This window comes from Geoglobus ahangari, assembly GCF_001006045.1.
GTDB classification, from domain to species: domain Archaea; phylum Halobacteriota; class Archaeoglobi; order Archaeoglobales; family Archaeoglobaceae; genus Geoglobus; species Geoglobus ahangari.
Genome location: NZ_CP011267.1, coordinates 455,198 through 478,251, shown reverse-complemented (window position 1 = coordinate 478,251; position 23,054 = coordinate 455,198). Strand labels below are relative to the sequence as shown.

Sequence of the window (23,054 nt, the reverse complement as noted above, 5' to 3'; positions counted from 1 at the left end):
GATAAGCCGGATCTCATAACTGCAGTCTGACCATGGGCTATGAAGTAAGCATCAGCAGCTCTTTAACCTGTTTTTATTGCTACTTCGAACTCAGATCGTCTGAATTTGGCATCGTCTTATGTCCTCTAAAAGGTCTTCAACTACCGACCTCATCTGAGTGCTTGACAATCTCCTCGAAAGAACTCTGGCTAATTCCACTTTAAACAAACAGGATTTACAATCTCAAGTGATATGTTTTGAATGATTTCAAAGAATTCATCAGTCATCTTCGTTCTTTATTTGTCGTGTTCAAATATCGAATCTACAAGGATTGATGTATTTACACCACAAACATTTATCTCCCCTCCTCCAAGAATTCTTTCAGAGCATCAGTATCTACTTTCTCTAAATTCACCTACCAAGCTCTCCTTGATCTCCATCTTCAATTTGTCCTTCCTTTAAATCAACCTTCCCAAAAAGTTTGAAACCCCCTTTTCGTTATATTGTTTCGATAACTTCTGCCATGTTGCTGAATTCTACTCGAAATCAAATACTTTTTGTCGAATTTAACATTGTTTTGGCTATTTTCAGTGTTACGTTCGCCTCTATCCATGCCGCTATTACGATCAAGACGATTGAAATTAATGCAAGCGTTAGATATTCTTTGATGTCTTCTTTCGTAAGTATTTGCTCTTTCTTGCCAGCTAAGTACCTTGTGATTTCGTAGGGGATTTTGAAGCCAGCTGCTCCGGCTATGATTATTGCGGGAATTTCGAAGATGCCGTGGGGGAGGGTTAACAATAATATCTCTTTTGTTCTTAATCCTATCTGCAAAGATTTGCTTATAATTGATCCAAAAGTAAATCCATTGTAACTTAGGTTTATCAGCGTGGAGGACCCAAAGGTTACTATGCCTAGATGCAAATATATCCACACCAATAGGTTAGAATTTAAGATTGATAAAAATTCTGGTGGCTGTAAATTGCTTAAAGGTGCCCCTAAGATATTTTTTGGTTTGATTTCAGTAGATGTAAAATTGGTAATAGTAAAGCCAAAAATAAATAGGAACAGATATATTGCCGCTGAGGTAAAAACCAGCTTATTTTTCATCAGAACCCCCTAAAAAGCCTATAGCAAAAGAGATACTATAGACAGCATCGCTGATATTGTTATTGTTAATATCACTGAGAGAGCGTACTTTTTTTCTTTGTTTTTTGGTATCTCTGCTACGAATCTTTTTTTGGTGCCAATAGAATACAATAAAGACAAGAGAGGAACCATGATTACTGCAGGATACATGACCCATCGACTCCAATTGTAGTCGATGTAACCAAGATTCGTTAAAATGAAAAACAATGTCCAGTGCACAGTCAGCAGGATTACGATATACACTATATTTTCCCCCCGGATGTTTTGCTTCGTTGGAGGTACATTGTGCGATTCCATAAACATCACCAAAATAAAAATACTATATTCATTACGAAGTTAGAGGGCAATTGCTACACCAACTCCTCCTGTAGCTGTAGCCAAGCCTGCTAGAGCTAGAGCCATTCCTGCTGCGCTCAAGCCAACACTGACCCAATCTTGTTTGGCCACTCCGTACAAAAGACCAACTTCACTTAAGTACCAGCTGGCATTGGATTCAGCAATACTCACAGCCGGCATCACAGCCATCCCCACCATCGCCAACACCATCCCCACAGCCATCCATTTTATTACTTCCTCATTCCAGTTCTTCACAGCATACATTCTATCCACCTCCTCAACTCAACCCTATTTATTTCTCACTCATTCTTCTATATAACTTTTTCTCTTCATATTTTTTTTTCTTGACAAAAAAGTAAAATTTATTAGATGTAGTTGAAATCGGGAGACATGAAACTGGTAGCGAACCCGAACGCTTTCTTCGAAGAACTGAAGCAAAAAGATATAAGAATAAGGATTCCGTTACTGACAATAGCTATTCCATTAGCAATCCTGATCTCTGCATATCAGTACCTGCTTGTCACGAAGCTGTCTCAGGCATTCCCCGAAGACCTCGCCAAGTTTTTCGTCGTCGGAGCTTACGTCGGAATAATCGGCTCTTTCATTGGGATCTTCGCAGTGTGGTTGATTTTGGCCACAATCATGCACGGTTTGTCAGCTTTCTTCGGCGGGGAAGGTTCTTTCAGAAGAACTTTTGAGTTTGTTGGTTACGGATTTTTACCTTCGCTAATTGGATCTGCGATAACTATTTCGATGTCAGCTTATTACATTTCGAAAGCCGAAACCCCAAAAATCAGCTTAGCTCAACTGCAGCAGAATCCAGACGTGGTGAAAGCTGTGGTGGTTTCACTGCTGCCAGAAAGCCTCGTGTATTCGAACCTGATAATTAACGCTGCCGTTACGGTGTGGAGCCTTGCGATCTGGAGTTTGGCGGTAAAACACGCGAGGGGAGTGGGGTTTAGCAAAGCTTTCATCTGCGCTCTGATTCCAACCGCGTTGTTTGGAGTTTATCAGGTGTGGAACATTTTAAAGCTGTTGTAATTTACCATTCCCATGCTGAAAATCCCTGCAGTCCTGCCGGATTGCTTTTGCGTGTGATAAATCGCGGTATCAAGATTGTGCAGAGGCAAAGCCATCTCCTGAAAACAACCGATGCACTTCTAGAATGTGGAAACATTAATACTCCTTCCTGCAGGATGCAGAATGATGAACGTTGGCATAGACGTTGGAGGCACATTCACCGACATCGTCTCGTTTGATGGAAAGAATTTCACCCACGTCCAGACCCTTAAAACCTCGGAGTTTCTGAAAAACCCAGATATGGTTGAGAAATACCGCGACGCGGTCTTCGCGATAGCCGGGTGGATTAGAGAGGGTAAAGTCATCAGAACGCCCAACATCCCCGGCTTCGATGCTAAACTCTTCGAGGGCAGGAGGGTTGAGAACGATGCCAACTGCTTTGCAATCTACGCCCATCACGTTACTGGCTTCAGTAACATTTTCGCCGTTACGCTCGGCACCGGCATAGGCTCGGCGATAATCGCGGACTCGAAGCTCTACAGGGGCAAGGGGCTTGCATCAGAGATCGGACATGCGTTCGTTGGTGGGGATGAGAGGTGTGTTTGCGGTGGCATCGGACACCTCGAAACCTTTTTCAGCGGGTGGGCGATAAAGAGGAGGTTCGGCAGGGAGATGAGCAGGGAGGAGCTTCTCAGACTGGACGGCTTTAAGGTGCTGTGTGCGGAGGTCGCAAAGGCCGTCCTAATTCTCGATCCCGAGGCCATCGTCTTCGGAGGGCGAATCTCGACCGTGCTCGAGCCCGGGGATTTCAGACTCATCTACGATTTTCTCCCTCCGGAGTTCAGGCCGGAGATAAGGGTTATAAAGGATCCTCTCGCAGTTGCTAAAGGAGCGGCGATTCTGGCAGGTGGTGGAGAATGAACATGATAGAGGAGGCGGCGAGGAAGATCGAGAGCATGGAGGTAAGGGGGGCTGCGAGGATCGCGAGATTTGCCGCAGAAACCCTCAAGGAGTACGCAAAGAGCGTGAAGACAAACTTTGATGAGGAGATGAGGAGGGCGAGCGAGAGATTGATGAACACAAGGCCCACGGCTGTGAGCCTTTTCAACGCCATAAACTACGTGATGAGCTATTCTGGCGAGAGTGACGAGGAGAAGAGGGAGAGCCTGATAAAGAGGGCTGAAGAGTTCATCGAGTGGGTGGACACGGCGAGGGAGAAGATAGGCAGGATAGGGGCGAAGAGGATAATGGACGGCTCGACGGTGATGACCCACTGCAACTCCTCGGCAGCTCTGTCGGTGATAAAGCACGCCTTCGACGAGGGAAAGGACATCAGGGTAATCGCAACGGAGTCGAGACCGAGGCATCAGGGTTATCTGACAACAAAAGAGCTTGCAGACTACGGCATAGACGTCACGCTGATCGTTGATTCTGCTGTGCGATACTTCATGAAAGAAGTGGATGTGGTTGTTGTTGGCGCCGACACCATCACAGTCAATGGAGCGCTCATAAACAAGATAGGCACCTCTCAGATCGCCCTTGCAGCTAAGGAGGCGAGGGTGCCGTTCATGGTTGCCGCTGAGACCTACAAGTTCAGCCCCAAGACTCTGCTCGGAGAGCTTGTTGTGATAGAGGAGAGGGATGCGAGGGAGGTCATTGACGGGGAGCTTCTGGACCACCCGAAAGTTACCGTGAGAAATCCCGCCTTCGACGTGACGCCGAGGGACTACATAGACCTGATAATAACTGAGATTGGGGCAATTCCGCCTGAGATGGCATACATCGTGATAAGGGATCACCTGGGCTACAGAGAGTTTGGAGGGGAGGAGATTACCCTGAGTCCGGAGCATTACGATTAAATTTTTATTGTCGAGAGTCTATGTTTATAATGCCCTTGCCCCTCCAAGCTTTGAAGCTTTGCAAGCTATGAGGAGGGGTTCCCTTGACGGGGGTACTTTAAAAACAGACTTTTTACTCCCTTTTCGATGAAAAGAGGATTGAAATCAGTTCTGCGACAGCATGTGGTTCGATAAAATCTGGCATCTCTGAAGGCTAAATAAGAGAGACATGGGCATTCCAACAAATGGCAACACTGTTTTTTGTGATATTCCATGAATGATCTTTTCTGTGTTGGTCGTGTGGTTTTTGCTGGCGGTTGCCGAACAGCACTCTGACCGCTCTTCAGTACTTTCTCTTGTTCAGCAGGCGTAAAACGCGGAAAGGAGCACATCCTCATTATGAAAATGAGCAAATCCTCCACCGCAAAATTAAATAAGGTTGAAAACAACATAGAAGCTTGTGGAGGTAGAGGTAAGCGAGATAGATGAGCTTCTTGTGGAATTGATCGAGAGAGTGACGGGTGAGCTTGGGGTTGTCATCTATTCGATGGGGATTGAAGGAGAGTTCACAGACGAGCAGCTTGCTGAGGAGCTTGGTGTCGAGATAAACGACGTGAGGCGCGTTCTTTTTGCCCTTTACGAAATCGGGCTTGCGAGCTACAGGAGGAAGAAGGACGAGGACACGGGCTGGATGGAGTACTACTGGCGAATAAACTATGAAAAGGAGAGAGAGGTGCTGAGGAAGGAGCTCGAGAAGACGAGGGACAAGCTGTCTGCAAAGCTCCAGATGGAGGACGAGACTGTCTACTACATCTGCATGAACGGCTGCGTAAAGGTGAAGTACGAGGAGGCCATGGAGTACGGCTTCGCATGCCCCAAGTGTGGCGGGATGCTCGAGTACCTCGACAGCAGAGAGGCGGTGGCGAGAATCAGAGAGGAGCTGGAGAAGATCGAGGACATGCTCAGGATGATCAGCTGATTCCAAGCTTTCTGAACATGTTTCTCGCCGCAATCACGAGCGGATCCCACACGGGAGACTTGGGCGGGTAGAAGGGGAAGTCTGCGAAGAAGAAGTCCTCAACGCTCGCCCTCTTGTACAGCAGTGCTGCAGAGCCGTATATTCTCTTTGCCACCCCGTTGCCTATCGCCTGCACCCCGAGAACCTGCTTGCTCTCTGCATCAGCGACCATCTTCAGGGTTATCATCCCTCCGTCCGGGATGTACTTCGCCCTGCTTCTTGACGAAATTGTCACAGACACGGCGTCGTATCCCAGCTCGAGCGCCTCCTTTTCGCTCAGCCCCGCCTTACCTATCTCGAGGTCGTAGAATGAGGTTAGCTGGCTTTTAACCGCTCCGGGAAATACCGTCTCCATCCCGGCTATGTTTGAGCCAGCCACGTAACCCATCTTGTTCGCCGGGGCTGCAAGGGGTATCCAGTCCCTTTTCCCGGTGACGACGTTAATGGTCTCAGCACAGTCTCCTACCGCGTAGACGTTCTCCATGCTCGTTCGCAGGTGCTCGTCCGTCCTGATCGCTCCCGTCTCTCCGATCTCCACTCCGAGCTGTCTGGCCAGCTCCACGTTGGGCTCAACACCTATTGCCAGAATCACCAGATCCGCCCTGTACTCTTCCTTGTCGGTGATGACCTTCCTCACCCTTCCATCTCCCTCAACCGCCAGAACCTTCTCGCTCAGCCTGAGGTCGAGCTTCTGCCTCATCTCTCCCAGCAGAACGTCGGAGATCTCCTCGTCGTACTCCGGCAGCGGATGTGAGTTCTGCTCTATCACCGTGACCCTCTTGAATCTGGATATCGCGTCAGCGACCTCCACACCTATGTACCCGCTCCCTATTATCACGACGTTCTCGTGCTTCCTCGCTATCTCCCTTATCATCGGCGCCTTCTCTATACTGTTCACGCACATCACGCCCTCGAGCTCCATGCATTTCACGTTGAGCCTCTTTCCCTTGGCTCCGGTTGCGAAGACGAGCCTGTCCCACTCGTACCTCTTCCTCTCTCCCCTCTCGATGACCTCCACGTATCCCTCTCCGACCTCAACAACCTCCGAGTTGAGGTGGACGTTTATCCCCCTCTTCTCCTTGAAGAAGTTCACATCATAAGCGCAAAGCTCGGAAACGGACTTGACAACCCCTGAGAGATAGAAGGGGATCCCGCACGGAGCGTGGCTCACGTAAGATGTTTTCTCAAAAACGTCAACGCTCCACTCGGGCTTGAGCCTCTTAATTCTTGAGGCTGCAGACATTCCGCCTGCTCCGCCGCCTATAACAACGACTCTGACGTTCTCCTCGGGGATCATTCATCTATCATGATTTTTAGCAATTTATAAAATTAACGAAAGCGTAATGTCTACTCAATCTTGCCCTTGAACAGAACCCCCTCGTTCTCGAGAACCCTTATCGCCTCATCTATGTTGTCCACCCTGAGGATTATCAGGGCTTTGTGCTTCCCGGACGTGAACGCGTAGACGTACTCTATGTTTATCCCTGCGTTTCCGAGAGCCTTAGCGATGCTGTACAGGCTGCCCGGCTCGTCAGAGACCTCGACCGCGAGAACGTCTGTAATGGAGACTGTAAAACCAGCCTCCTTGAGGATCTTGTAGGCGAGGTCGGTCTTGTCGACCACCATCCTGATGATGCCGAAGTCTCCGGCCTCGGCGATCGTGAATGCGCGGATGTTGATGTCGTTCTCGTAAAGCTTTTCGGTGACGCTTGCAAGCCTTCCGGGCTTGTTCTCGGCAAAAACCGAAAGCTGCTTGATAATCCTCTCCTCTTTCATGGCTCTTAGTTCTCGCAAAACAATAAAAGCTTTGTTATGCTATGTCCTTCGACGTGTCTATCTGCACACCGTCGCTTATGTAGTATCTGAAGGTCTCGTCTATCGGCTTCATCTTCCTCATCTTCGGAATCCCCAGCCTGTTGACGAGCCTGTCTCCAGCCTTCTCCGAGTCTATGTCGAAAACGACGTCGGAGATGTTTATGACCATGTTCTCGAGCTGTTTGGTGTGGCTGCCCTTGATCAGGTAGCAGTACGCAACGCCTTCAAGGTTCTTTGCCGTGATGTATATCTTGTTCACCAGCCACTCCTTCAGGCCCATGGGGACGTTCAGGTTCATGAAGAACGAGAGGTTGTCGAATATTATCACGGCGTTCTTCATGTCTATCCTCGAGAGCTCCGAGTCAATGAAGTCGAATATGTCTCTGTCCCTGTACTGATCCTCTATTATGAACCCTCCCGACTCGGAGATGTAGTACCGGCTGAAGACGTCAACAAACTCGACATGCTCAACTTCTATCCCAAGGCTCTCCATGTCCTCCTTAATGAACTTGGGAAGCCTCGAGGTTGTGAAGTAATAGGATATTCCACCCGAGGCGAACTGATAGAGGAAAACCTCCGGCATACTGACTGGGTTAGCGTAAACGCAAACCATTGAGCCTGCGGGTATTCCCCCGCCAAGCCTCTTGTCGAGGAGCAGGATGCCGGTGGATATTTTCACACCCAGAAGTTTGAAGTTCGAAGAATATAAATTAAACGGCGTCAGAGCCTGACGGAGCAGCCTGTGATTCTCGCGCTGAAGGAATCTCCACCAAACTCCTCGAAGGCCCCCTTTCCGTTCAGTGCAAACACGCTTCTGCCGAGCATCACCATGCTCGCAAGCCCACCTCTACTCTCCACGGCCTCAATTACGTCCACTATCTCATCATCTGCAAGCCCCGACTCGAGTGAGAATTTCTTGGCCTGAACGAAGAGGTTTTCGAGGCTCGGCTTTTTGAGGAATTCCTTGAGGCGCTTTTTACCCGCCTGATTTATGCTCCTCCTCTTGACCTCGTCTCCGAGAACCTCCTTGGTGGGCATCTGGCCGAGAACGAGGAAGTCCACCTCAGCCCTGCTCAGAAACCTCTCCACCCTCGATTTTGACGGGCTTCCCGGTCTGACCCTCGCCACAATCCCGCCAAAGCTCTGGGTCACCACGTCTCCAAGCCCCGTGCGGTTAACAACCTCGGCCTCGTGAGCTATATCGGCAAGCCTGAAGAACGGGAGGTTCAGCCCCTTCTGCAGGCTTATCTCCACAGCCGTGGCGAGAGCAGACGCGCCGCTGACTCCAAAACCGCAGGAAACTGGCAGGCGCGTTCTTAGGTCGACCCCCTTTCCCCCAAGCCTCTCCAGCACGTGCTCGACAGTCGGAAAGCTCACCCTCTCTCCGTTCAGGAACACGCCATTTTTTTCAGAAGCCCTCGCCTCAACACCCATGTCTACGGTGAACCCCACTCCGTATGAGCCCGCTTTCTTGGGGTCTCTGTCGATCTTTGTGGAGAAAATGGCGGTTATGCTTGCCGAAACGAAGGTCATAGGCAGTCTCTGACGAAGTAGTCCACTATTCTCTCTGCCACCTCCTGCTTCCCGCCCTCAATCCAGAGCTTTCGCTGGGATGTGATGATGAGCACCCTCGTATCCTCTGTCCCCATCCCAATGTTCAGGACGTCGTTTGCCACTATCATCTCCGCCCTGTCCGTCTGCATCTTCTCCCTTGCAATCCTCTCGAGCTCCTCATCGCTAACGCCAGTCTCAGCCTTGAAGGCTATCACCTTCCCGTCGAAGACCTTTCTCACCTCTCTCAGAACCTTTGGAGCCGCAACAAGCTCGAGGGTAAGCTTTTCGGCGGTCTTTATCTTGCTGTTCTTCATGTCCATGGTGAAGTCCGCCGCGGCTGCAGAGGAGACGAAAACGTCGGCATCTCTCACAGCATTAAGGCTCGCATCAAGCATGTCCTTAACGGAAATGACTCTCACAACCTCAAAATCCGGCAGATCGAAGGCAGGTGGTTTTGACGTGATGAGCGTGACCCTCGCACCCCTTCTCCAGAACTCGAGGGCTATCTCGTACCCCATCTTCCCGCTGCTCCTGTTGGTGATGTACCTGATCGGGTCGAGGAACTCCATCGTTGGGCCTGCGGTGACCACAACCTTTCTGCCCTCAAGATCCCTTTCGTAAAGCCTTCTCTCGACCTGAAGGCAGATCTTCTCGATCTCCGGGAACTTTGCCTTCCCCTCCTCGTACCTCGGCTCAACGAACTCCACTCCCGCCCTCTTCAGCTTTTCAATGGCCTTAACAACTGCGGGGTTGTTTATCATGCTCTCGTGCATCGCTGGAGCGATAATGATGCTCTTCCCGGAGCCGAGGGCTGTGGTGGCCATGGTGGTTACGGGCGTGTCGTCTATGCCTGCAGCAATCTTTGCTATGGTGTTTGCGGTTGCCGGGGCGATCAGGAGGAGGTCTGCGCTCCCATCAACGCCGAGAAACTCCACGTGCTCTATCATGCCCGTGATCTCGGTGACCACTCTGTTGTCCGTGGCGAACTCAAGGGCGTAGGGGTGGATTATCTTCTGCGCGGCCTCACTCATAACCGCGTGCACTTCAGCCCCTCTCCTCACAAGCTCTCTCGCAAGCTTCACGGCTTCGATTGCCGCTATGCTGCCAGTAACTCCGAGAACAATCTTCTTTCCGCTGAGCTTCAGGCTCCTGCTGCCCCTTATCCTTGTGAGGTGCATTGCATCACCTGCCCTTCTCGCCCACTGCCTTCCTGATGCCTTTTATAAATGCTTCTATGTTGCCCTTCTCGATCGCCCTCCTGACGTAGGCCTTCTTCAAAACCTCCTCCACAACCTTCAGCCTCTCCTCTATCTCCCTCAGCGCCTCAGCATCAACCTTCTTTGGCGTGAGCTCCTCCTCTTCCACCTCTCCTCTCAGCTCTTCTCTGTACAGCTTCCTCTCCGGCTCCTCAGCTCTCCGCTTCTCCACGACCCTTTTCAGCGCCTCGTGCCATGATTCAACCCACGGCTCCCACGACACGTTCTCCTTCGTGTAGTACTCCTTTCTCTCCACGCCTATCAGGTCATACGGGCAGGCGTTCTCGCATGCACCGCAGTAAATGCAGTGCTGGGCGTTGAAGTGCACCCTCCCCTGATCCTCGGAGACGTACCACACCTTGTTGTGGTTGCAGATCTTTATGCAGGCCCCACAACCAACGGGGTCGCAGCGGTACATCCTGGGCTCGTACAGGAAGAGCTCTCCGTCCATCGGCTTCGTGGTCTTGATCGCATCGTATGGGCAGACGGCCTCGCAGTAAGCGCAGTATGAGCACTTCTCGTTGTCAACAACAACGTCAGCAAGCTTCTCGAGCTTGAAGTCGAGCCTCTTCCCGCCCTCGACAGTTATTGCCTTCTCCGGGCACACGTCCTCGCAGAGCTTGCAGTAGTCGCATGTGCTCTCGTCGAGCAGAATGTCCTCGTATGGCATTGGGTTCGTCGGCCCCGGCTCGCGCTCGACCATCTTGAATACCTCGCAGAACTCCGCGCATATCCCGCAGAGGTTGCACTTCTCCCTGTCTATGATCACCTTCCCCTCAGCGCCCTCGTTCCTCTCAGGGATCTGATCCCTCGTGATCTTCACGGTCCTCGTTATCGCATCCTCGGGACAGGCCTTGTAGCAGAGCGTACAGTCGGTGCACTTCTCGTAGTCTATTTCGGTGAATCCGACCGGGGAGAGGGGAAGCTGATCCTTCTCAACCTTTTCACCGTTTATGTAGAACTCGTAGGCGTTGAATGGGCAGAGAGCGTAGCAGATTCCACAGTAAGCGCACTTCGTGTGGTCTATCGTCACGGGAGGCATCTCGAGGCCTATAGCTATGTCGTGCACTGGCCCGAGCTCTATCGCATTGACGGGGCAGGCGTAAACGCATATCCCGCAGCCGTTGCAGACCTTGTAGTCGTATATGAGTTCTCTCGTCTCCCCCTTAGCCCTCTGTATGTACTTGAACTTGGTCTCGTCAACCATGTCGACGTCTCTCTCAACCATTTCTCCTCACCTCTTCCTCTATTGGCCCGAGCTCCCTCAGCTTCTCGACGAAGTTGTTGAAGTCCTCTGCAATCCCGCTTGCCTCTCCTGCCGAGTGCCAGATCGCCGTGACCCTCTCGGGGTTTATGCCGACCTCCTCCAGAGCCTTCTTTATCGCCTCCACCCTGTCCTTTGCGTGGTAGTTGCCGACCTTGAAGTGGCACTCCCCGAGCCTGCAACCGGAGACGATGACGCCATCAATCCCCTTCTTCAGCGCCCTCAGAATCCACTCCGGGTCAACCCTCCCGGAGCAGAGGGTCCTTATTATCCTGATGTTGGGTTCGTACTGAACCTTGGTCGTACCTGCAAGATCTGCCGCGCCGTAGCTGCAGTAGTGACAGGCGAATGCGAGAACGAGGGGCTCCATGCTCTTTTCCTCAGCGAGAGCATCTATCGCGGAGACGATTGCCTCCTCCTTGAAGAACCCCATGTCTATTGCATCGGCAGGGCATGAGGCTACGCAGACACCACACATCACGCATGCATTTGGATCAATCTTCGCCTTCTTGCCCTCCATGAACGCCGCGTTGAAGTTGCAAACGCTCACACAAACCCCGCATCCAATGCACTTGTCCTGATCCACGTATGCGTTGTAAGGGTCGAACTCAGCCTGTCCCCTCACTATCAGCTCCATTGCCTTCGCCGCGGCAAGGCCTGCTGAAGCCACGCTGTCCTGAATGTCCTTGGGCCCACTCGCAGTGCCCGCAAGGAATATTCCCTTCACGTCCGTCTCAGCCGGCCTGAGCTTTGGATGCGCCACCTCGTAGAAACCGTCCTCTCCAACGGAGATGCCGAGCTTCTTCGCAACTTCCGTGTTCCCCTCCATCCCGATGGAAAGCACGACGAGATCGAACTCCTCCTCAAACACCTCTCCGAGGAGGGTGTTCTCGTAGCTCAGAACAAGCGTCCCGTCATCCTTCTCGTATATCTCCCCCACCCTCGCCCTGATGAACCTGATACCCTTCTCCTGCGTTCTCGTGTAGAACTCCTCGTACATCCTCCCGTATGCCCTGATGTCTATGTAGAACACCGTGATCTCCGCATCAGGGTACCTCTCCTTTATCGCAAACGCGTTCTTCAGGCTTGCCATGCAGCAGACCCTTGAGCAATACTTGTTCGTCTTCTCATCTCTGCTGCCAACGCACTGGATGAACGCAATCCTCTTTGGCACGGACGAGTCTGAAGGCCTGAGAAGCTCCCCGAGTGTAGGCCCGCTGGCTGAGAGTAGCCTTTCAAGCTCGAGAGACGTGATAACGTTCTTGTATATCCCGTATCCGTACTCCTCCTTCCTTCTCGCGTCAAAGGGTTTGTATCCTGTGGCAACGATGACGGCCCCAACCTCTATCTCGATCTCCTCCGGCTTCTGCTCGAAGTCTATTGCCTCTGGCTCGCAGGCCTTCTCGCAGAGCCTGCAGCCTATGCAGTGCTGCCAGTCTATTGCCGCGTAGAGCGGGGTTGACTGCGGGATTGGGAGGTATATTGCCTTCCTCGTGCCTATGGTGTAGTCGAACTCGTTCGGCACCTCTACCGGGCAGACCGAGCTGCAGTCGTCAATGCAGCCCTTGCACTTGCTCTCGTCAACATACCTCGGGTGCTTGATGATCTTCAGCCTGAAGTTGCCCACATGCCCCTCGAAGTCCTTCAGCTCCGCGTTTGTGATGACCTCAATGTTCTCGTGGTTCAGGGCCTCGCTCATCTTCGGGGCGAGGATGCAGATGGAGCAGTCGTTTGTCGGAAAAACCTCGTTCAGGGTGGCCATGTGCCCGCCGATTGTCGGGGCCTTCTCTATGAGGTACACCTTTATCCCCGCATCGGCTATGTTCAGCGCCGCCTCTATTCCTGCAACTCCTCCTCCTATGACCGCCACAGCCCTCTTCACGTCGGTCTGCCTTCTCGAGAGGGGTTCGAGGGCTCTCGCACTCGCCACAGCCATCCTCACGAGATCCTTTGCCTTTGCAGTGGCTGCCTTCGGCCTCTCCTGATGAACCCACGAGCACTGCTCCCTGATGTTGGCCATGACGACCATGTACGGGTTTAGGCCAGCCCTCATCGCGGCCTTCCTGAACGTGACCTCGTGCAGCTTCGGACTGCAGGCTGCGACAACAATCGCATCGAGGTTGTGATCCTTTATGGCTTGGATTATCTCCTCCTGCCCGCTGTCCGAGCAGCTGTACTTTATGTCCGTCGCGTAGGCGACGTCAGGCAGGGTTTTTGCGTACTCGGTTACCTCATTAACGTCAACGACCCTTGCGATGTTTAAACCGCAGTGACAGACGAATACACCCACCCTCATGGTGACACCATTATCGCTATTGGTCAAGATTAAATTTCGAGAATTTTTAATCTTTCTTGTTTATGATTTTGGCTGCAAAAACTTGCTGACCTTAGAAAACGTTCTTAAATCCTGGATTTAAGTTATGCTGTGGAGCTGTTAGCAGTCTCCGTCTTCGGCGTGGACAGGCCCGGGATAGTTTTCAGGATAACCGAGGTCTTAGCGGAGGCGAACATAAACATTGTGGACATAGAGCAGAACGTGATTCAGGGAATATTCACGATGTTCATAGTCGGCGACATCTCCGGCTGCACGCTGAGCGTTGACGAGATCCGCGAGAGGCTGGAGAGGGTGGCTGAGGAGATTGGAGTTCACGTTCACCTCTCCCCCTTTGAAAAGACCGACCAGAAGGAGAAGAGAAGGTACGTCATAACGGTCATAGGCAAGGACAGGGTCGGGATAGTCAGGGACGTCTCGAGAATCCTCTACTCTCACGGCGTGAACATCGAGAAAACCACCCTGACTGCGAGAGATCAGCTCATCTCAATATCCATCGAGGTGGACATGAGGGATGCAGACGTCGAGGAGGTCAAGAGAAGGCTGAAGGAGGAGATCGAGCAGACAGGGCTTGACGTCGTGATCCAGCCCTACGGCATAGCGAAGGAGGAGAAGAGGCTGATAGTCTTCGACATGGACTCCACTCTCATCGACGCGGAAATCATTGACGAGCTGGCGAAAATGGCGGGGGTGGAGGACGAGGTAAGGGAGCTGACCAGCAAGGCGATGAACGGGGAGATAGACTTTGAGACAGCGCTGAGGGAGAGGGTGAAGCTCCTCGAAGGCCTGCCCGTTGAGGTCATGGAGAAAATATACGACCAGATAAAGCTAACCGAGGGAGCGAAGGAGCTCATCGAGAGCCTGAAAAAAGCCGGTTACAAGGTCGCCCTTGTGAGCGGGGGGTTCACGTACTTCACCGAGAAGCTGAAGAACGAGCTCGGCCTTGACTACGCATTCGGAAACGAGCTGGAGATAAAGGATGGGAAGCTCACAGGCAGGATAAAGGGCAAAGTCATAACTGCCGAGGAGAAGGCGAGGATAATCGAGGAGATCGCGAGGAAGGAGGGGATAAGGAGGGAGAACATAGTCGCTGTTGGTGACGGGGCAAACGACAGGATAATGATAGAGAGAGCAGGTCTGGGGATAGCGTTCAACGCCAAGGACGCGCTTAAAGAGGTGGCCGACGGATTGATAAGCAAGGAGAACCTCATCGGACTTGCGAGCATCCTGAAGCTGCCATCCGAGTTCAAGAAGAGGCTCTGAAACACCTTTTCTATCCCAGCAGCCGCACAGTTTTCGAGCAGCGCTTAATTTAAAGCCTTCAGACCTTTGAATGGCCGGTTCGAAATTGGGTAAATTAAATATATTCCTCAGTTTACGTTAAGACATGGCAAGGCACAAGGTTTTGGTAGTGGGTCTTCTGCTTCTGGTACTGCTGTTTGCGGGCTGTGCCGGAGAGAAGCAGGAGGCCCCGAAGGCGACTGCCACGCCCACTCCAGAGCAAAAGGCCACAGAGGCTCCGAAGGCTGAGATGAAGACGATCACCATAGGTGTAACCGACAAGATCACCGACCTCGATCCTGCAAACGCTTACGACTTCTACACGTGGGAAGTGATGAACAACATAATGGGCGGACTGATGAGGTACAAGCCCGGAACAACCGAGCTCGAGCCGTTCCTGGCTGAGAGCTACGAGGTGCAGGACGGGGGCAAGGTCTACATCTTCCACCTGAGGAAGGATCTGAAGTTTGCTGATGGAACTCCATGCACGGCAGAGGACGTTGTCAGGAGCATAAAGAGGGTCATGGAGCTTCAGGGAGATCCGTCATGGCTCGTGACCGACTTCGTTGAGAACGTGGAGGCTGTGGATCAGTACACGGTCAAGTTCACGCTGAAGAAGCCGGTGTCGTACTTCCTCGCCCTCACGGCAACGCCACCCTACTTCCCGGTGCATCCGGACTACAAGCCCGACGCAATTGACCCCGACCAGACTGCCGGAGGGGTCGGGCCGTACAAGATCGTTGAGTGGGTGAGGGATCAGGAGCTGATCCTCGAGACCAACGAGAACTTCTTCGGTGAGAAGCCCAAGGTGGACAGGGTCGTTGTGAAGTTCTACAAGGACGCCACGACTTTGAGGCTCGCGCTCGAGAGGGGAGAGGTCGACATCGCCTGGAGAACTCTCTCGCCTGTGGACATCCAGTCGCTGAAGGGCAAGGAGGGACTGCAGGTCATCGAGGCGCCGGGTGGTTTCATCAGGTACCTCGTCCTGAACGGCAACGAGAACACCGACTTCCCGACCAAGAACAAGCTCGTCAGGCAGGCAATAGCCGCAGCCATAGACAGGCAGGATATAATCAACAAGGTCTACATGGGCACGATGGAGCCGCTCTACTCCCTCGTTCCAAACGGAATGTGGAGCCACATTGATGCGTTCAAGGACAAGTACGGCGACGGCAACATAGACCTCGCAAGGCAGCTCCTCACACAGGCTGGCTACAGCGAGGACAACAAGCTCAAGCTCGAACTCTGGTGGACGCCCACCCATTACGGTGACACCGAGAAGGATCTCGCTCAGGTTCTGAAGGCGCAGCTCGAGAAGACCGGAATGATCGAGGTCGAGCTCAAGAGTGCTGAGTGGTCGACGTACGTTGACTACGCGAGGAAGTCTGCGATGATGGCATCTCTCTTCGGCTGGTACCCCGACTACCTCGATCCGGATGACTACACCGCACCGTTCCTGAAGAGCACCGCCAACAACTGGCTCGGATATCCGTATGCAGATGAGGAGATGGACAAGCTGATCGAGGACGCATCAAAGGCCACGTCGATGCAGGAGAGGGAGGAGCTCTACAAGCAGATCCAGCAGAAGCTTGCTGAGGATGCGCCAATAATTCCGCTGGTGCAGGGCAAGCTCACGGTCGTTGCGAAGGACAACGTCAAGGGCATAACGCTCGACCCGACGATGATCTTCAGGTACTACCTGCTGGACATATCCTAAATTTTTATTATTTTTTGTTAACAAATAGCTTTTTATTCTGACTTTTTGAATCAGAACCATGTCCTCCCTCAAGGCGTACATCATAACGAGGACGCTGATGGTCATTCCGACCGTTCTGATTCTCCTGACCCTCGTTTTCTTCATCATGAGAATTCTTCCCGGAGACCCGATTTCTGCGATGGTCGGGCAGAAGGTGCCGGAAGAGGTTCTGGAGAGGATGAGGGAAGAGGCGGGGCTGAACAAGCCCCTCGCTGTGCAGTACATCGACTACCTGAAGGGCGTATTCACAGGCGACCTCGGGAACTCCATGATCTGGGGCAGAAGGCCAGTGGTTGAGGAGATAATGGATCGTTTCCCGGCCACGCTCGAGCTCACGATATTTGGATTCACCATAAGCGTTCTTCTCGGAGTCCTCACCGGCTCAATCGCTGCTTTCAGGAGGGGGAGCAAGGTTGATGCCGGGATGAGGATCTACAGCGTCGTGGCATACACCCTCTTCATACCATGGTTCGGGATGCTTCTCCAGATGCTTTTCGGAGTCTACATGAAGGTTCTGCCGATAGGCGGGAGGATAACTCCTGGGCTTGCTCCGGAGCACATCACGGGCCTTTACGTGCTCGACTCTATCCTCACGATGAACCTCGAGTCTCTCAAAGCCTCTCTCCTCCACCTGCTTCTGCCCTCCCTCACGCTCGGCATCGTCCTTTCCGGGGCCTACACGAGGATCCTCAGGAACAACCTGATTGACGTCCTGAATCAGGACTTCATAACCGCTTACAGGGCGAGGGGTGTGAGGGAGAGGAAGGTTATAAAGCACGCGATGAAGAACGCGTTCATTCCTGTGGTAACTCTCATGGGCCTGCAGTTCGCCATACTTCTCGCAGGGGCCGTGCTCACGGAGTCCACGTTCTCATGGCCGGGAATGGGAACGTTCCTGCTTGAGAGGATTGAGTACAGGGACTACAACTCCGTTCAGGGTGCCATAGTTTTCTACGCGGTTTTCGTTGCGCTGATAAGTCTGGTGGTGGACGTGATATACGCGCTGCTCGACCCGAGGATAAGGTACTGAGGTGATGGAATGGAAGTGAGAAACCTCGCCACATCAATCTTCTCCTTCATACCCAAGTACGAGGGCAGGTACATGGTTATAGCCGGGCTGATCATAGTCCTCTCAATAGTGTTCATGGCCATCTTTGCCCCGCTGATCGCCCCGTACGACCCTGTGGAGATGACAGACGACGTGCTGCAGCCTCCGAGCCTCAAGCACCCCATGGGCACCGACAACCTCGGAAGGGACGTGCTATCGAGGATAATCTTCGGCTCGAGGATAGTGCTGATGGTCGTGTTCACAGCGGGCCTGTTCTCCATGCTCATCGGCGTTCCTCTCGGCCTGATCTCCGGCTATTACGGTGGGAAGCTCGACAGGGCCCTTTCAATGGTCATGGACTCGATGTATGCTTTCCCCAGCCTCATTCTCGCCATCGCAATTGCTGCTGTCCTTGGCCCGAGCGTTATAAACGCCGTGATCGCCATCTCAGTCGTCTACGTTCCGACATACTTCAGGATGATCAGGGGGCAGGTTCTCAGCCTGAAGACGAGGCTGTTCGTGGAGGCGGCGAGGACAGTCGGGGCGAGCGACGCGAGGATCCTTGCTAAGTACATACTTCCGAATGTCGTTCCAACCCTCGTCGTCGTCTTTTCCTTAAACATTGCAGATGCGATTCTGACCGAGGCCGGTCTCAGCTTTCTTGGATTCATCGTGAGCGCCCCAACTCCAGACTGGGGATTTGAGCTCGGCTCCGGAAGACCCTACCTGCCAGCAGGCTACTGGTGGATGATCACGTTCCCGGGTCTGATGGTCATGCTGCTCTCTCTTGGCTTCGCGCTGATAGGTGAGGGCCTGAGCGAGGTTTACGCTCCGAGGAGGGAGAGATGATGCTCATCGACATCAGAAATCTGGAAACCCACTTCGTCTCGAGGAAAGGGATCGTCAGGGCGGTTGACAGGGTTAGCCTGTCCTTCGACTCCGGAGAGTTCGTCTCGGTTGTTGGGGAGTCGGGATGTGGCAAGTCAACCCTCGCGTACTCCATAATGAGGCTCATCTCCCCTCCGGGGAAGGTGGCTGGAGGAGAGGTGTGGTTTGACGGCAGAGACCTCCTCAGGCTGAGCGAGGAGGAGATGAGGGACCTGAGGGGGAAGGAGATAGGGATGGTGTTTCAGGATCCCATGACGAGCCTCGACCCCCTCGAGAAGATCGGAGACCAGATGGTCGAGACGATTCTGGAACACAGGGATGTGGATAAAAAAGAGGCGAGGGAGCTCGCGGGAGACATGCTCGAGAAGGTCGGACTGCCGAGGAACAGGCTGAACTACTACCCGCACCAGCTCTCGGGTGGACAGAGGCAGAGGGTGATGATCGCCATGGCCGTGATGCTCAACCCCAAGCTCCTCATAGCCGATGAGCCAACCACAGCTCTGGACGTGATAGTTCAGGAGAAGATCATGGATCTGCTTGACGAGCTTAGGGGCGAGGGGAAGGCGATAATGCTCATAACTCACGACTTTGCCCTCGCATCTGAGAGGAGCGACAGGATAGCGGTGATGTACGCGGGATGGCTTGTGGAGTATGGCAGAGCGGATAAGCTTGTCAACGAACCCCTCCACCCCTACTCTCAGGGACTGATCCAGTCCGTCCCGGATCTCTGGATTGACAGGGAGATCAAACCCCTACCCGGCTCACCCCCCGACCTCTCAAATCCGCCAGAGGGGTGCAGGTTCAGGCCGAGGTGCAGTAGAGCAAGTGACATCTGCAGGAAGGAGCCGCCGAGCGTGGAGGTTGACGGCAGGATCGTGAAGTGCTGGCTCTACGAGGTGGGAGAATGATCAGGGTTGAGGGGCTGAAGAAATACTACCCGGTTCAGAAGTCCGCCATAGAGGCGCTGATCTCGAGGAAGAGGGAGTACATAAGGGCAGTTGACGGCGTGACTTTCAGCGTCGGGAAGGGTGAGGTGCTCTCGCTCGTCGGCGAGTCGGGGTGCGGGAAGACAACAACCGGAAGGATGATCGTGGGGCTTGAGCACCCCACGGAGGGTAGGATCCTCTACAATGGCAAGGACATCTCGAATCTGAGTGGTGAGGAGTTCAGGGAGATGAGGAGAAAGATACAGATGATCTTTCAGGATCCCTACGCCTCCCTCAACCCGAGGATGAGGATCGGAGACCACCTGATAGACCCGCTGCTCATTCACGGCATAGCGGACAAGGACGAGGCGAAGGAGATCGCGATGAGAATGCTCGACAGGGTCGGACTGCCAGGGGAGGAGTTCTACGGCAGGATGCCCCATCAGCTCTCGGGTGGACAGAGGCAGAGGGTGGTGATCGCGAGGGCCATGATCCTGAAGCCAGAGTTCGTTGTTGCGGACGAGGCTGTTTCGATGATAGACGTCAGCCTCAGAGCATCCATCCTGCAGCTCCTGATGGAGTTCAAGAGGGACTACAACCTCAGCATGATCTTCATAACCCACGACATTTCCGTCGGCAAGATAGTCAGCGACAGGATAGCGGTGATGTACCTCGGCAGGATAGTGGAGATTGGAGACATAGATGAGGTCATCCACCACCCCCGACACCCATACACCGCCGCTCTCCTCTCCTCAGTCCCCAGCTTCGTCAAGAGGAGGGAGAGTGTTGAGATTAGAGGAGATATAGCCAACCCCATAGACATTCCGAAGGGATGCAGGTTCCACCCACGCTGCCCGCTCGCGAGGGACAAGTGCAGGAAGGAGGAGCCGGAAATATCTGAGGAGAAGCATGGCTTTGCCTGCCACTACCCACTTGACATAGCTTTTTAACCTCTTCGTCAAACCTTTCTTTGTGAGGCTTGTAGTCTTCGACCTTGACGGCACCCTCGTGGAGTTCAACATTCCGGTTGAGAGGATAAAATCCCTGCTCGGTATAAGGGGCTCGATCCTCGAGGAGATAATGAGGAGCGAAAACGCCCCGGAGATGCTTCAAATTCTCGAGAGGCATGAGGTTGAGAGCGCGAGAAACTCGAGGCTCTACCCGGGTGTGAGGGAGTTTCTGGAGCTTCTGGGTGAGCACGGGGTGGTTACCGCCCTCTACACGAGAAACTCATGGAAGAGCGTAAGGATAAATCTGAAGAAGCACCGCCTCTCCTTCGACTACGTTTTCACGAGGGAGGATGACGTTAAGCCCTCCCCTCTCCCAGTCCTCCACCTGATGGAGGAGGTGAATGCTGGCAGAAATGATACGGCGATGGTTGGCGACTACCTCTTCGACTACCAGACCGCAAGGAACGCCGGAATCCAGTTCTGGATGCATGTAAACGAGAGGAACAGGGATTTTCTGGACAGGTTCTCGATCAGACCTGACCTCACCTTCTCGAGCTTTTATGAGCTCTCCGGAATTGTGAGGAGGATGCTGAATGGATCTCGATAGGGTTCTGGACATCATGGAGGAAGAAGCAAAGAGGAGAAACGCTCCGATCTACGCCCTGAAGGAGAGAACGACCGATCCGTTCAGGGTTCTTGTAGCTGCAATACTCTCAACGAGAACGAGGGACGAGCAGACTGCGGAGGTGGCAAAGAGGCTTTTCGAGAGGGTGAAGAGTGTTGAGGATCTCAGGAGAATCCCTGAGGAAGAGCTTGCGGAGCTGATAAGGGGTGTCGGGTTTTACAGAAACAAGGCGAGGATGTTGAAGGCCCTCGCAGAAAAGCTTGATGGGGAGAGAATTCCGTCGACGATGGATGAGCTCCTCGAGCTTCCCGGCGTTGGAAGGAAGGTGGCCAACATTGTGCTTTCAGAGGCCTTCGGCGTGAACACAATCGCCGTTGACACGCACGTGCACAGGATATCCAACAGGCTGGGGCTGGTGAGCACGAAGACTCCGGAAGAAACGGAGCGAGAGCTGAAGAGAATCGTCCCGGAAAGGCTTTGGAGGAGGGTTAACAAGGCGTTTGTTGGATATGGGCAGACCATCTGCAGACCTGTAAACCCACGATGCTCGGAATGCAGAGTTGCGCAATACTGCAACTATTTCGAAAAATCCGAACAGTCTCGAAAGGTTTAACTTTACAACAGCAGAGAGTCTTGTCATGGATGCGAAGGACCTGATACGTGAGTTGAGCCAGCAGGGAAGAATCGAAATTCTGAGAAACCTTCGCGGTTCTCCGAGATCTCCCTCAGAACTCTCCAAGATGGATGGCCTCACACTATCAACAGCCTCAAGGGCGCTGAACAGGCTCTCCGAGTTTGGAGTCGTCGAGAGGGACGACCACAGGTGCAGGCTCACGGGATTTGGTGTGGCCATCGAGAAGATTCTCTCTGTCATAGAGCACCTCTACGAGTACAGGGAGGACATAATGGCCCTTCAGGACTTCATAGCCATCCTCCCACCCGGATTCGTGGCAGGCTTCCACAACTTGAGAAAAGCAAAGGTCATGAGCCTCGAGGAGGCGTTCGAGGTAGGGGTGGAGAAGATCGCCAGCTCCAAGAGGTACGGACTGTACATAGACAAGGTGATAAGCCACGACCTCTACAGGGTCATGGCGGAAAGGAACCTTGCAGGGGTGGAGGAGAGGGCGATCTCCAACCACGCAACGATCCACGGCAGGGCCAACACATTCAAGAAGGTGCTCATGGACATGGACCTCACGGCCGAGGAGTACGACACAATCGCGAGCAAGGTTCGGGTCAGGGTGTTCGACACTCCCATCCAGCTCGGAATCATCGACGGGGAGTTTGCGCTTCTGCAGCTGAACGACACCCTCGACAGGTTCTACGTCTCGGACGACAGGGACTTCGTCAGGTGGTGCGAGTACCTGTTCTGGTACCTCTGGGAGAGGAGCGAGGACGCGAACTTCCCGAAAATAGTTGAGGAGGTCAAAGCTGAGAAAGGACTCGTCTGAAGTTCTCCTCGACCTTTTTCTCCACCTCTCTGTACAAACTGTTCCCCTTCGCGTCTATCCCGACTATGCACGGCCCGAAGTTCTCGACCTCGAATACCCATGCGGCCTCGGGCATTCCCAGGTCCTCCCAGTATACTCCCTTCACCTCTTTTATTGCCTGCGCGGCCAAAGCACCAGCCCCCCCTGTGTAGGCGAGGTAAACCCCCTTGCCCTTCAGCGCTTTGGCTACGCGATCATCCATTCCTCCCTTGCCGACTATCACCATTCTCTCAACCCTCTCGAGAACTTTTGGTGTGAGCGGGTTCATTCTCGCTGAAGTCGTTGGGCCGGCTGAGATCGCCCTGAACTTTCCGTTCTCCTCCACAATTATGGGCCCGCAGTGGTAGATCACAACATCCTCGATTCTGAAGGGGATCTCCTCTCCCCTCTCGAAGTACTCCAGCATCCTCATGTGCGCTTCATCTCTCGCGGTGACCATGGTGCCGCTTATGTAGACAACATCTCCAACGCTCAGCTTGAAGATGTCTTCCTTTCCTATCGGGGTTCTGAGCCTGTATTCCGCCATAGG

General features: G+C 53.1%; 23 protein-coding genes. 13 read left to right on the top strand and 10 right to left on the bottom strand.

Annotated elements, in window-relative coordinates; all coding sequences use genetic code 11:
• Positions 1-525: 525 nt before the first annotated feature.
• On the bottom strand, positions 526-1,089 hold the full coding sequence (locus GAH_RS02730) for a stage II sporulation protein M (RefSeq protein ID WP_048094580.1): 564 nt from the start codon (positions 1,087-1,089) through the stop codon (positions 526-528).
• 375 nt (positions 1,090-1,464) lie between these two features.
• On the bottom strand, positions 1,465-1,728 hold the full coding sequence (locus GAH_RS02720) for a hypothetical protein (protein ID WP_048094578.1): 264 nt from the start codon (positions 1,726-1,728) through the stop codon (positions 1,465-1,467).
• Positions 1,729-1,854: 126 nt separating this feature from the next.
• On the opposite strand from GAH_RS02720, the gene GAH_RS02715 reads away from it, so the two are divergent.
• The 4 genes from GAH_RS02715 (at position 1,855) to tfe (ending at position 5,301) form a co-directional block, all read left to right on the top strand.
• Positions 1,855-2,505 carry a Yip1 family protein gene (locus tag GAH_RS02715; RefSeq protein ID WP_048094577.1) on the top strand — a complete coding sequence of 217 codons (651 nt, stop codon included), beginning with the start codon at positions 1,855-1,857 and terminating at the stop codon, positions 2,503-2,505.
• A 162-nt stretch (positions 2,506-2,667) separates the two neighbouring features.
• Complete coding sequence (locus GAH_RS02710; RefSeq protein ID WP_245604058.1) at positions 2,668-3,405, top strand: ROK family protein; 738 nt, start codon at positions 2,668-2,670, stop codon at positions 3,403-3,405.
• The gene (locus GAH_RS02705; protein ID WP_048094575.1) at positions 3,402-4,343 is read left to right on the top strand and encodes a ribose 1,5-bisphosphate isomerase; all 942 of its coding nucleotides are present in this window, start codon (positions 3,402-3,404) and stop codon (positions 4,341-4,343) included. The genes GAH_RS02710 and GAH_RS02705 overlap by 4 nt, the downstream gene beginning before the upstream one ends.
• Positions 4,344-4,824: 481 nt before the next feature.
• On the top strand, positions 4,825-5,301 hold the full coding sequence (gene tfe, locus GAH_RS02700; RefSeq protein ID WP_394298886.1) for a transcription factor E: 477 nt from the start codon (positions 4,825-4,827) through the stop codon (positions 5,299-5,301).
• On the opposite strand, the gene GAH_RS02695 is transcribed toward tfe, so the two are convergent.
• From GAH_RS02695 to hdrA2, 7 genes are read right to left on the bottom strand one after another with little or no spacing between them, the layout of a single operon-like run.
• The gene (locus tag GAH_RS02695) at positions 5,294-6,637 is read right to left on the bottom strand and encodes an FAD-dependent oxidoreductase (protein WP_048094573.1); all 1,344 of its coding nucleotides are present in this window, start codon (positions 6,635-6,637) and stop codon (positions 5,294-5,296) included. The two genes, tfe and GAH_RS02695, sit on opposite strands and share 8 nt — an antisense overlap.
• Before the next feature lie 50 nt (positions 6,638-6,687).
• Entirely contained in the window at positions 6,688-7,116 is a 429-nt protein-coding gene (locus tag GAH_RS02690) for an ACT domain-containing protein (protein ID WP_048094572.1), read from the bottom strand.
• A gap of 34 nt (positions 7,117-7,150) precedes the next feature.
• Complete coding sequence (locus GAH_RS02685) at positions 7,151-7,834, bottom strand: RAD55 family ATPase (protein WP_048094571.1); 684 nt, start codon at positions 7,832-7,834, stop codon at positions 7,151-7,153.
• A gap of 41 nt (positions 7,835-7,875) precedes the next feature.
• Positions 7,876-8,688 (bottom strand): pantoate kinase, encoded by an 813-nt coding sequence (locus GAH_RS02680; RefSeq protein WP_048094570.1) that lies wholly within the window; start codon positions 8,686-8,688, stop codon positions 7,876-7,878.
• Positions 8,685-9,887 carry a bifunctional phosphopantothenoylcysteine decarboxylase/phosphopantothenate--cysteine ligase CoaBC gene (gene coaBC / locus GAH_RS02675; RefSeq protein WP_048094569.1) on the bottom strand — a complete coding sequence of 401 codons (1,203 nt, stop codon included), beginning with the start codon at positions 9,885-9,887 and terminating at the stop codon, positions 8,685-8,687. Before coaBC ends, GAH_RS02680 begins: the two co-directional genes overlap by 4 nt.
• 4 nt (positions 9,888-9,891) lie before the next feature.
• On the bottom strand, positions 9,892-11,193 hold the full coding sequence (locus GAH_RS02670) for a 4Fe-4S binding protein (RefSeq protein WP_048094568.1): 1,302 nt from the start codon (positions 11,191-11,193) through the stop codon (positions 9,892-9,894).
• A complete protein-coding gene (gene hdrA2, locus GAH_RS02665; protein WP_048094567.1) occupies positions 11,186-13,525 on the bottom strand; it encodes a CoB-CoM heterodisulfide reductase HdrA2 in 2,340 nt (779 codons plus the stop codon). Before hdrA2 ends, GAH_RS02670 begins: the two co-directional genes overlap by 8 nt.
• Positions 13,526-13,654: 129 nt before the next feature.
• On the opposite strand from hdrA2, the gene serB reads away from it, so the two are divergent.
• The 9 genes from serB to GAH_RS02620 all read left to right on the top strand — a co-directional run bounded on the left by serB (position 13,655) and on the right by GAH_RS02620 (position 22,486).
• Positions 13,655-14,824: a phosphoserine phosphatase SerB gene (gene serB / locus GAH_RS02660; protein ID WP_048094566.1), complete on the top strand. Its 1,170-nt coding sequence runs from the start codon at positions 13,655-13,657 to the stop codon at positions 14,822-14,824.
• Positions 14,825-14,948: 124 nt separating this feature from the next.
• Positions 14,949-16,559, top strand: coding sequence for an ABC transporter substrate-binding protein (locus tag GAH_RS02655; protein WP_048094565.1), 1,611 nt, complete (start codon positions 14,949-14,951; stop codon positions 16,557-16,559).
• 58 nt (positions 16,560-16,617) lie between these two features.
• Entirely contained in the window at positions 16,618-17,628 is a 1,011-nt protein-coding gene (locus GAH_RS02650; RefSeq protein WP_048094564.1) for an ABC transporter permease, read from the top strand.
• A 9-nt stretch (positions 17,629-17,637) separates the two neighbouring features.
• Positions 17,638-18,495, top strand: a complete 858-nt coding sequence (locus tag GAH_RS02645; RefSeq protein ID WP_048094563.1) for an ABC transporter permease — start codon at positions 17,638-17,640, stop codon at positions 18,493-18,495.
• On the top strand, positions 18,495-19,442 hold the full coding sequence (locus GAH_RS02640) for an oligopeptide/dipeptide ABC transporter ATP-binding protein (protein ID WP_048094562.1): 948 nt from the start codon (positions 18,495-18,497) through the stop codon (positions 19,440-19,442). Before GAH_RS02645 ends, GAH_RS02640 begins: the two co-directional genes overlap by 1 nt.
• The gene (locus GAH_RS02635) at positions 19,439-20,410 is read left to right on the top strand and encodes an ABC transporter ATP-binding protein (RefSeq protein ID WP_048094561.1); all 972 of its coding nucleotides are present in this window, start codon (positions 19,439-19,441) and stop codon (positions 20,408-20,410) included. Before GAH_RS02640 ends, GAH_RS02635 begins: the two co-directional genes overlap by 4 nt.
• Before the next feature lie 22 nt (positions 20,411-20,432).
• On the top strand, positions 20,433-21,017 hold the full coding sequence (locus GAH_RS02630; RefSeq protein ID WP_052747728.1) for an HAD family hydrolase: 585 nt from the start codon (positions 20,433-20,435) through the stop codon (positions 21,015-21,017).
• Positions 21,004-21,648 carry an endonuclease III domain-containing protein gene (locus GAH_RS02625; RefSeq protein ID WP_048094560.1) on the top strand — a complete coding sequence of 215 codons (645 nt, stop codon included), beginning with the start codon at positions 21,004-21,006 and terminating at the stop codon, positions 21,646-21,648. The genes GAH_RS02630 and GAH_RS02625 overlap by 14 nt, the downstream gene beginning before the upstream one ends.
• A 25-nt stretch (positions 21,649-21,673) precedes the next feature.
• Entirely contained in the window at positions 21,674-22,486 is an 813-nt protein-coding gene (locus GAH_RS02620; protein ID WP_048094559.1) for a helix-turn-helix domain-containing protein, read from the top strand.
• Here GAH_RS02620 and GAH_RS02615 read toward each other — a convergent pair.
• Complete coding sequence (locus GAH_RS02615) at positions 22,461-23,051, bottom strand: FumA C-terminus/TtdB family hydratase beta subunit (protein WP_048094558.1); 591 nt, start codon at positions 23,049-23,051, stop codon at positions 22,461-22,463. The genes GAH_RS02620 and GAH_RS02615 overlap by 26 nt on opposite strands.
• Positions 23,052-23,054: the final 3 nt, after the last annotated feature.

Coding starts and splice junctions, on each gene's coding strand:
- GAH_RS02620 (WP_048094559.1), top strand. CDS start 21,674: ATGGATGCGAAGGACCTGATACGTGAGTTGAGCCAGCAGGGAAGAATC.
- GAH_RS02635 (WP_048094561.1), top strand. CDS start 19,439: ATGATCAGGGTTGAGGGGCTGAAGAAATACTACCCGGTTCAGAAGTCC.
- GAH_RS02690 (WP_048094572.1), bottom strand. CDS start 7,116: ATGAAAGAGGAGAGGATTATCAAGCAGCTTTCGGTTTTTGCCGAGAAC.
- GAH_RS02720 (WP_048094578.1), bottom strand. CDS start 1,728: ATGTATGCTGTGAAGAACTGGAATGAGGAAGTAATAAAATGGATGGCT.
- GAH_RS02710 (WP_245604058.1), top strand. CDS start 2,668: ATGATGAACGTTGGCATAGACGTTGGAGGCACATTCACCGACATCGTC.
- GAH_RS02705 (WP_048094575.1), top strand. CDS start 3,402: ATGAACATGATAGAGGAGGCGGCGAGGAAGATCGAGAGCATGGAGGTA.
- hdrA2 (WP_048094567.1), bottom strand. CDS start 13,525: ATGAGGGTGGGTGTATTCGTCTGTCACTGCGGTTTAAACATCGCAAGG.
- GAH_RS02650 (WP_048094564.1), top strand. CDS start 16,618: ATGTCCTCCCTCAAGGCGTACATCATAACGAGGACGCTGATGGTCATT.
- GAH_RS02670 (WP_048094568.1), bottom strand. CDS start 11,193: ATGGTTGAGAGAGACGTCGACATGGTTGACGAGACCAAGTTCAAGTAC.
- GAH_RS02715 (WP_048094577.1), top strand. CDS start 1,855: ATGAAACTGGTAGCGAACCCGAACGCTTTCTTCGAAGAACTGAAGCAA.
- GAH_RS02680 (WP_048094570.1), bottom strand. CDS start 8,688: ATGACCTTCGTTTCGGCAAGCATAACCGCCATTTTCTCCACAAAGATC.
- GAH_RS02695 (WP_048094573.1), bottom strand. CDS start 6,637: ATGATCCCCGAGGAGAACGTCAGAGTCGTTGTTATAGGCGGCGGAGCA.
- GAH_RS02730 (WP_048094580.1), bottom strand. CDS start 1,089: ATGAAAAATAAGCTGGTTTTTACCTCAGCGGCAATATATCTGTTCCTA.
- GAH_RS02645 (WP_048094563.1), top strand. CDS start 17,638: ATGGAAGTGAGAAACCTCGCCACATCAATCTTCTCCTTCATACCCAAG.
- GAH_RS02625 (WP_048094560.1), top strand. CDS start 21,004: ATGGATCTCGATAGGGTTCTGGACATCATGGAGGAAGAAGCAAAGAGG.
- GAH_RS02615 (WP_048094558.1), bottom strand. CDS start 23,051: ATGGCGGAATACAGGCTCAGAACCCCGATAGGAAAGGAAGACATCTTC.
- GAH_RS02640 (WP_048094562.1), top strand. CDS start 18,495: ATGCTCATCGACATCAGAAATCTGGAAACCCACTTCGTCTCGAGGAAA.
- GAH_RS02655 (WP_048094565.1), top strand. CDS start 14,949: ATGGCAAGGCACAAGGTTTTGGTAGTGGGTCTTCTGCTTCTGGTACTG.
- coaBC (WP_048094569.1), bottom strand. CDS start 9,887: ATGCACCTCACAAGGATAAGGGGCAGCAGGAGCCTGAAGCTCAGCGGA.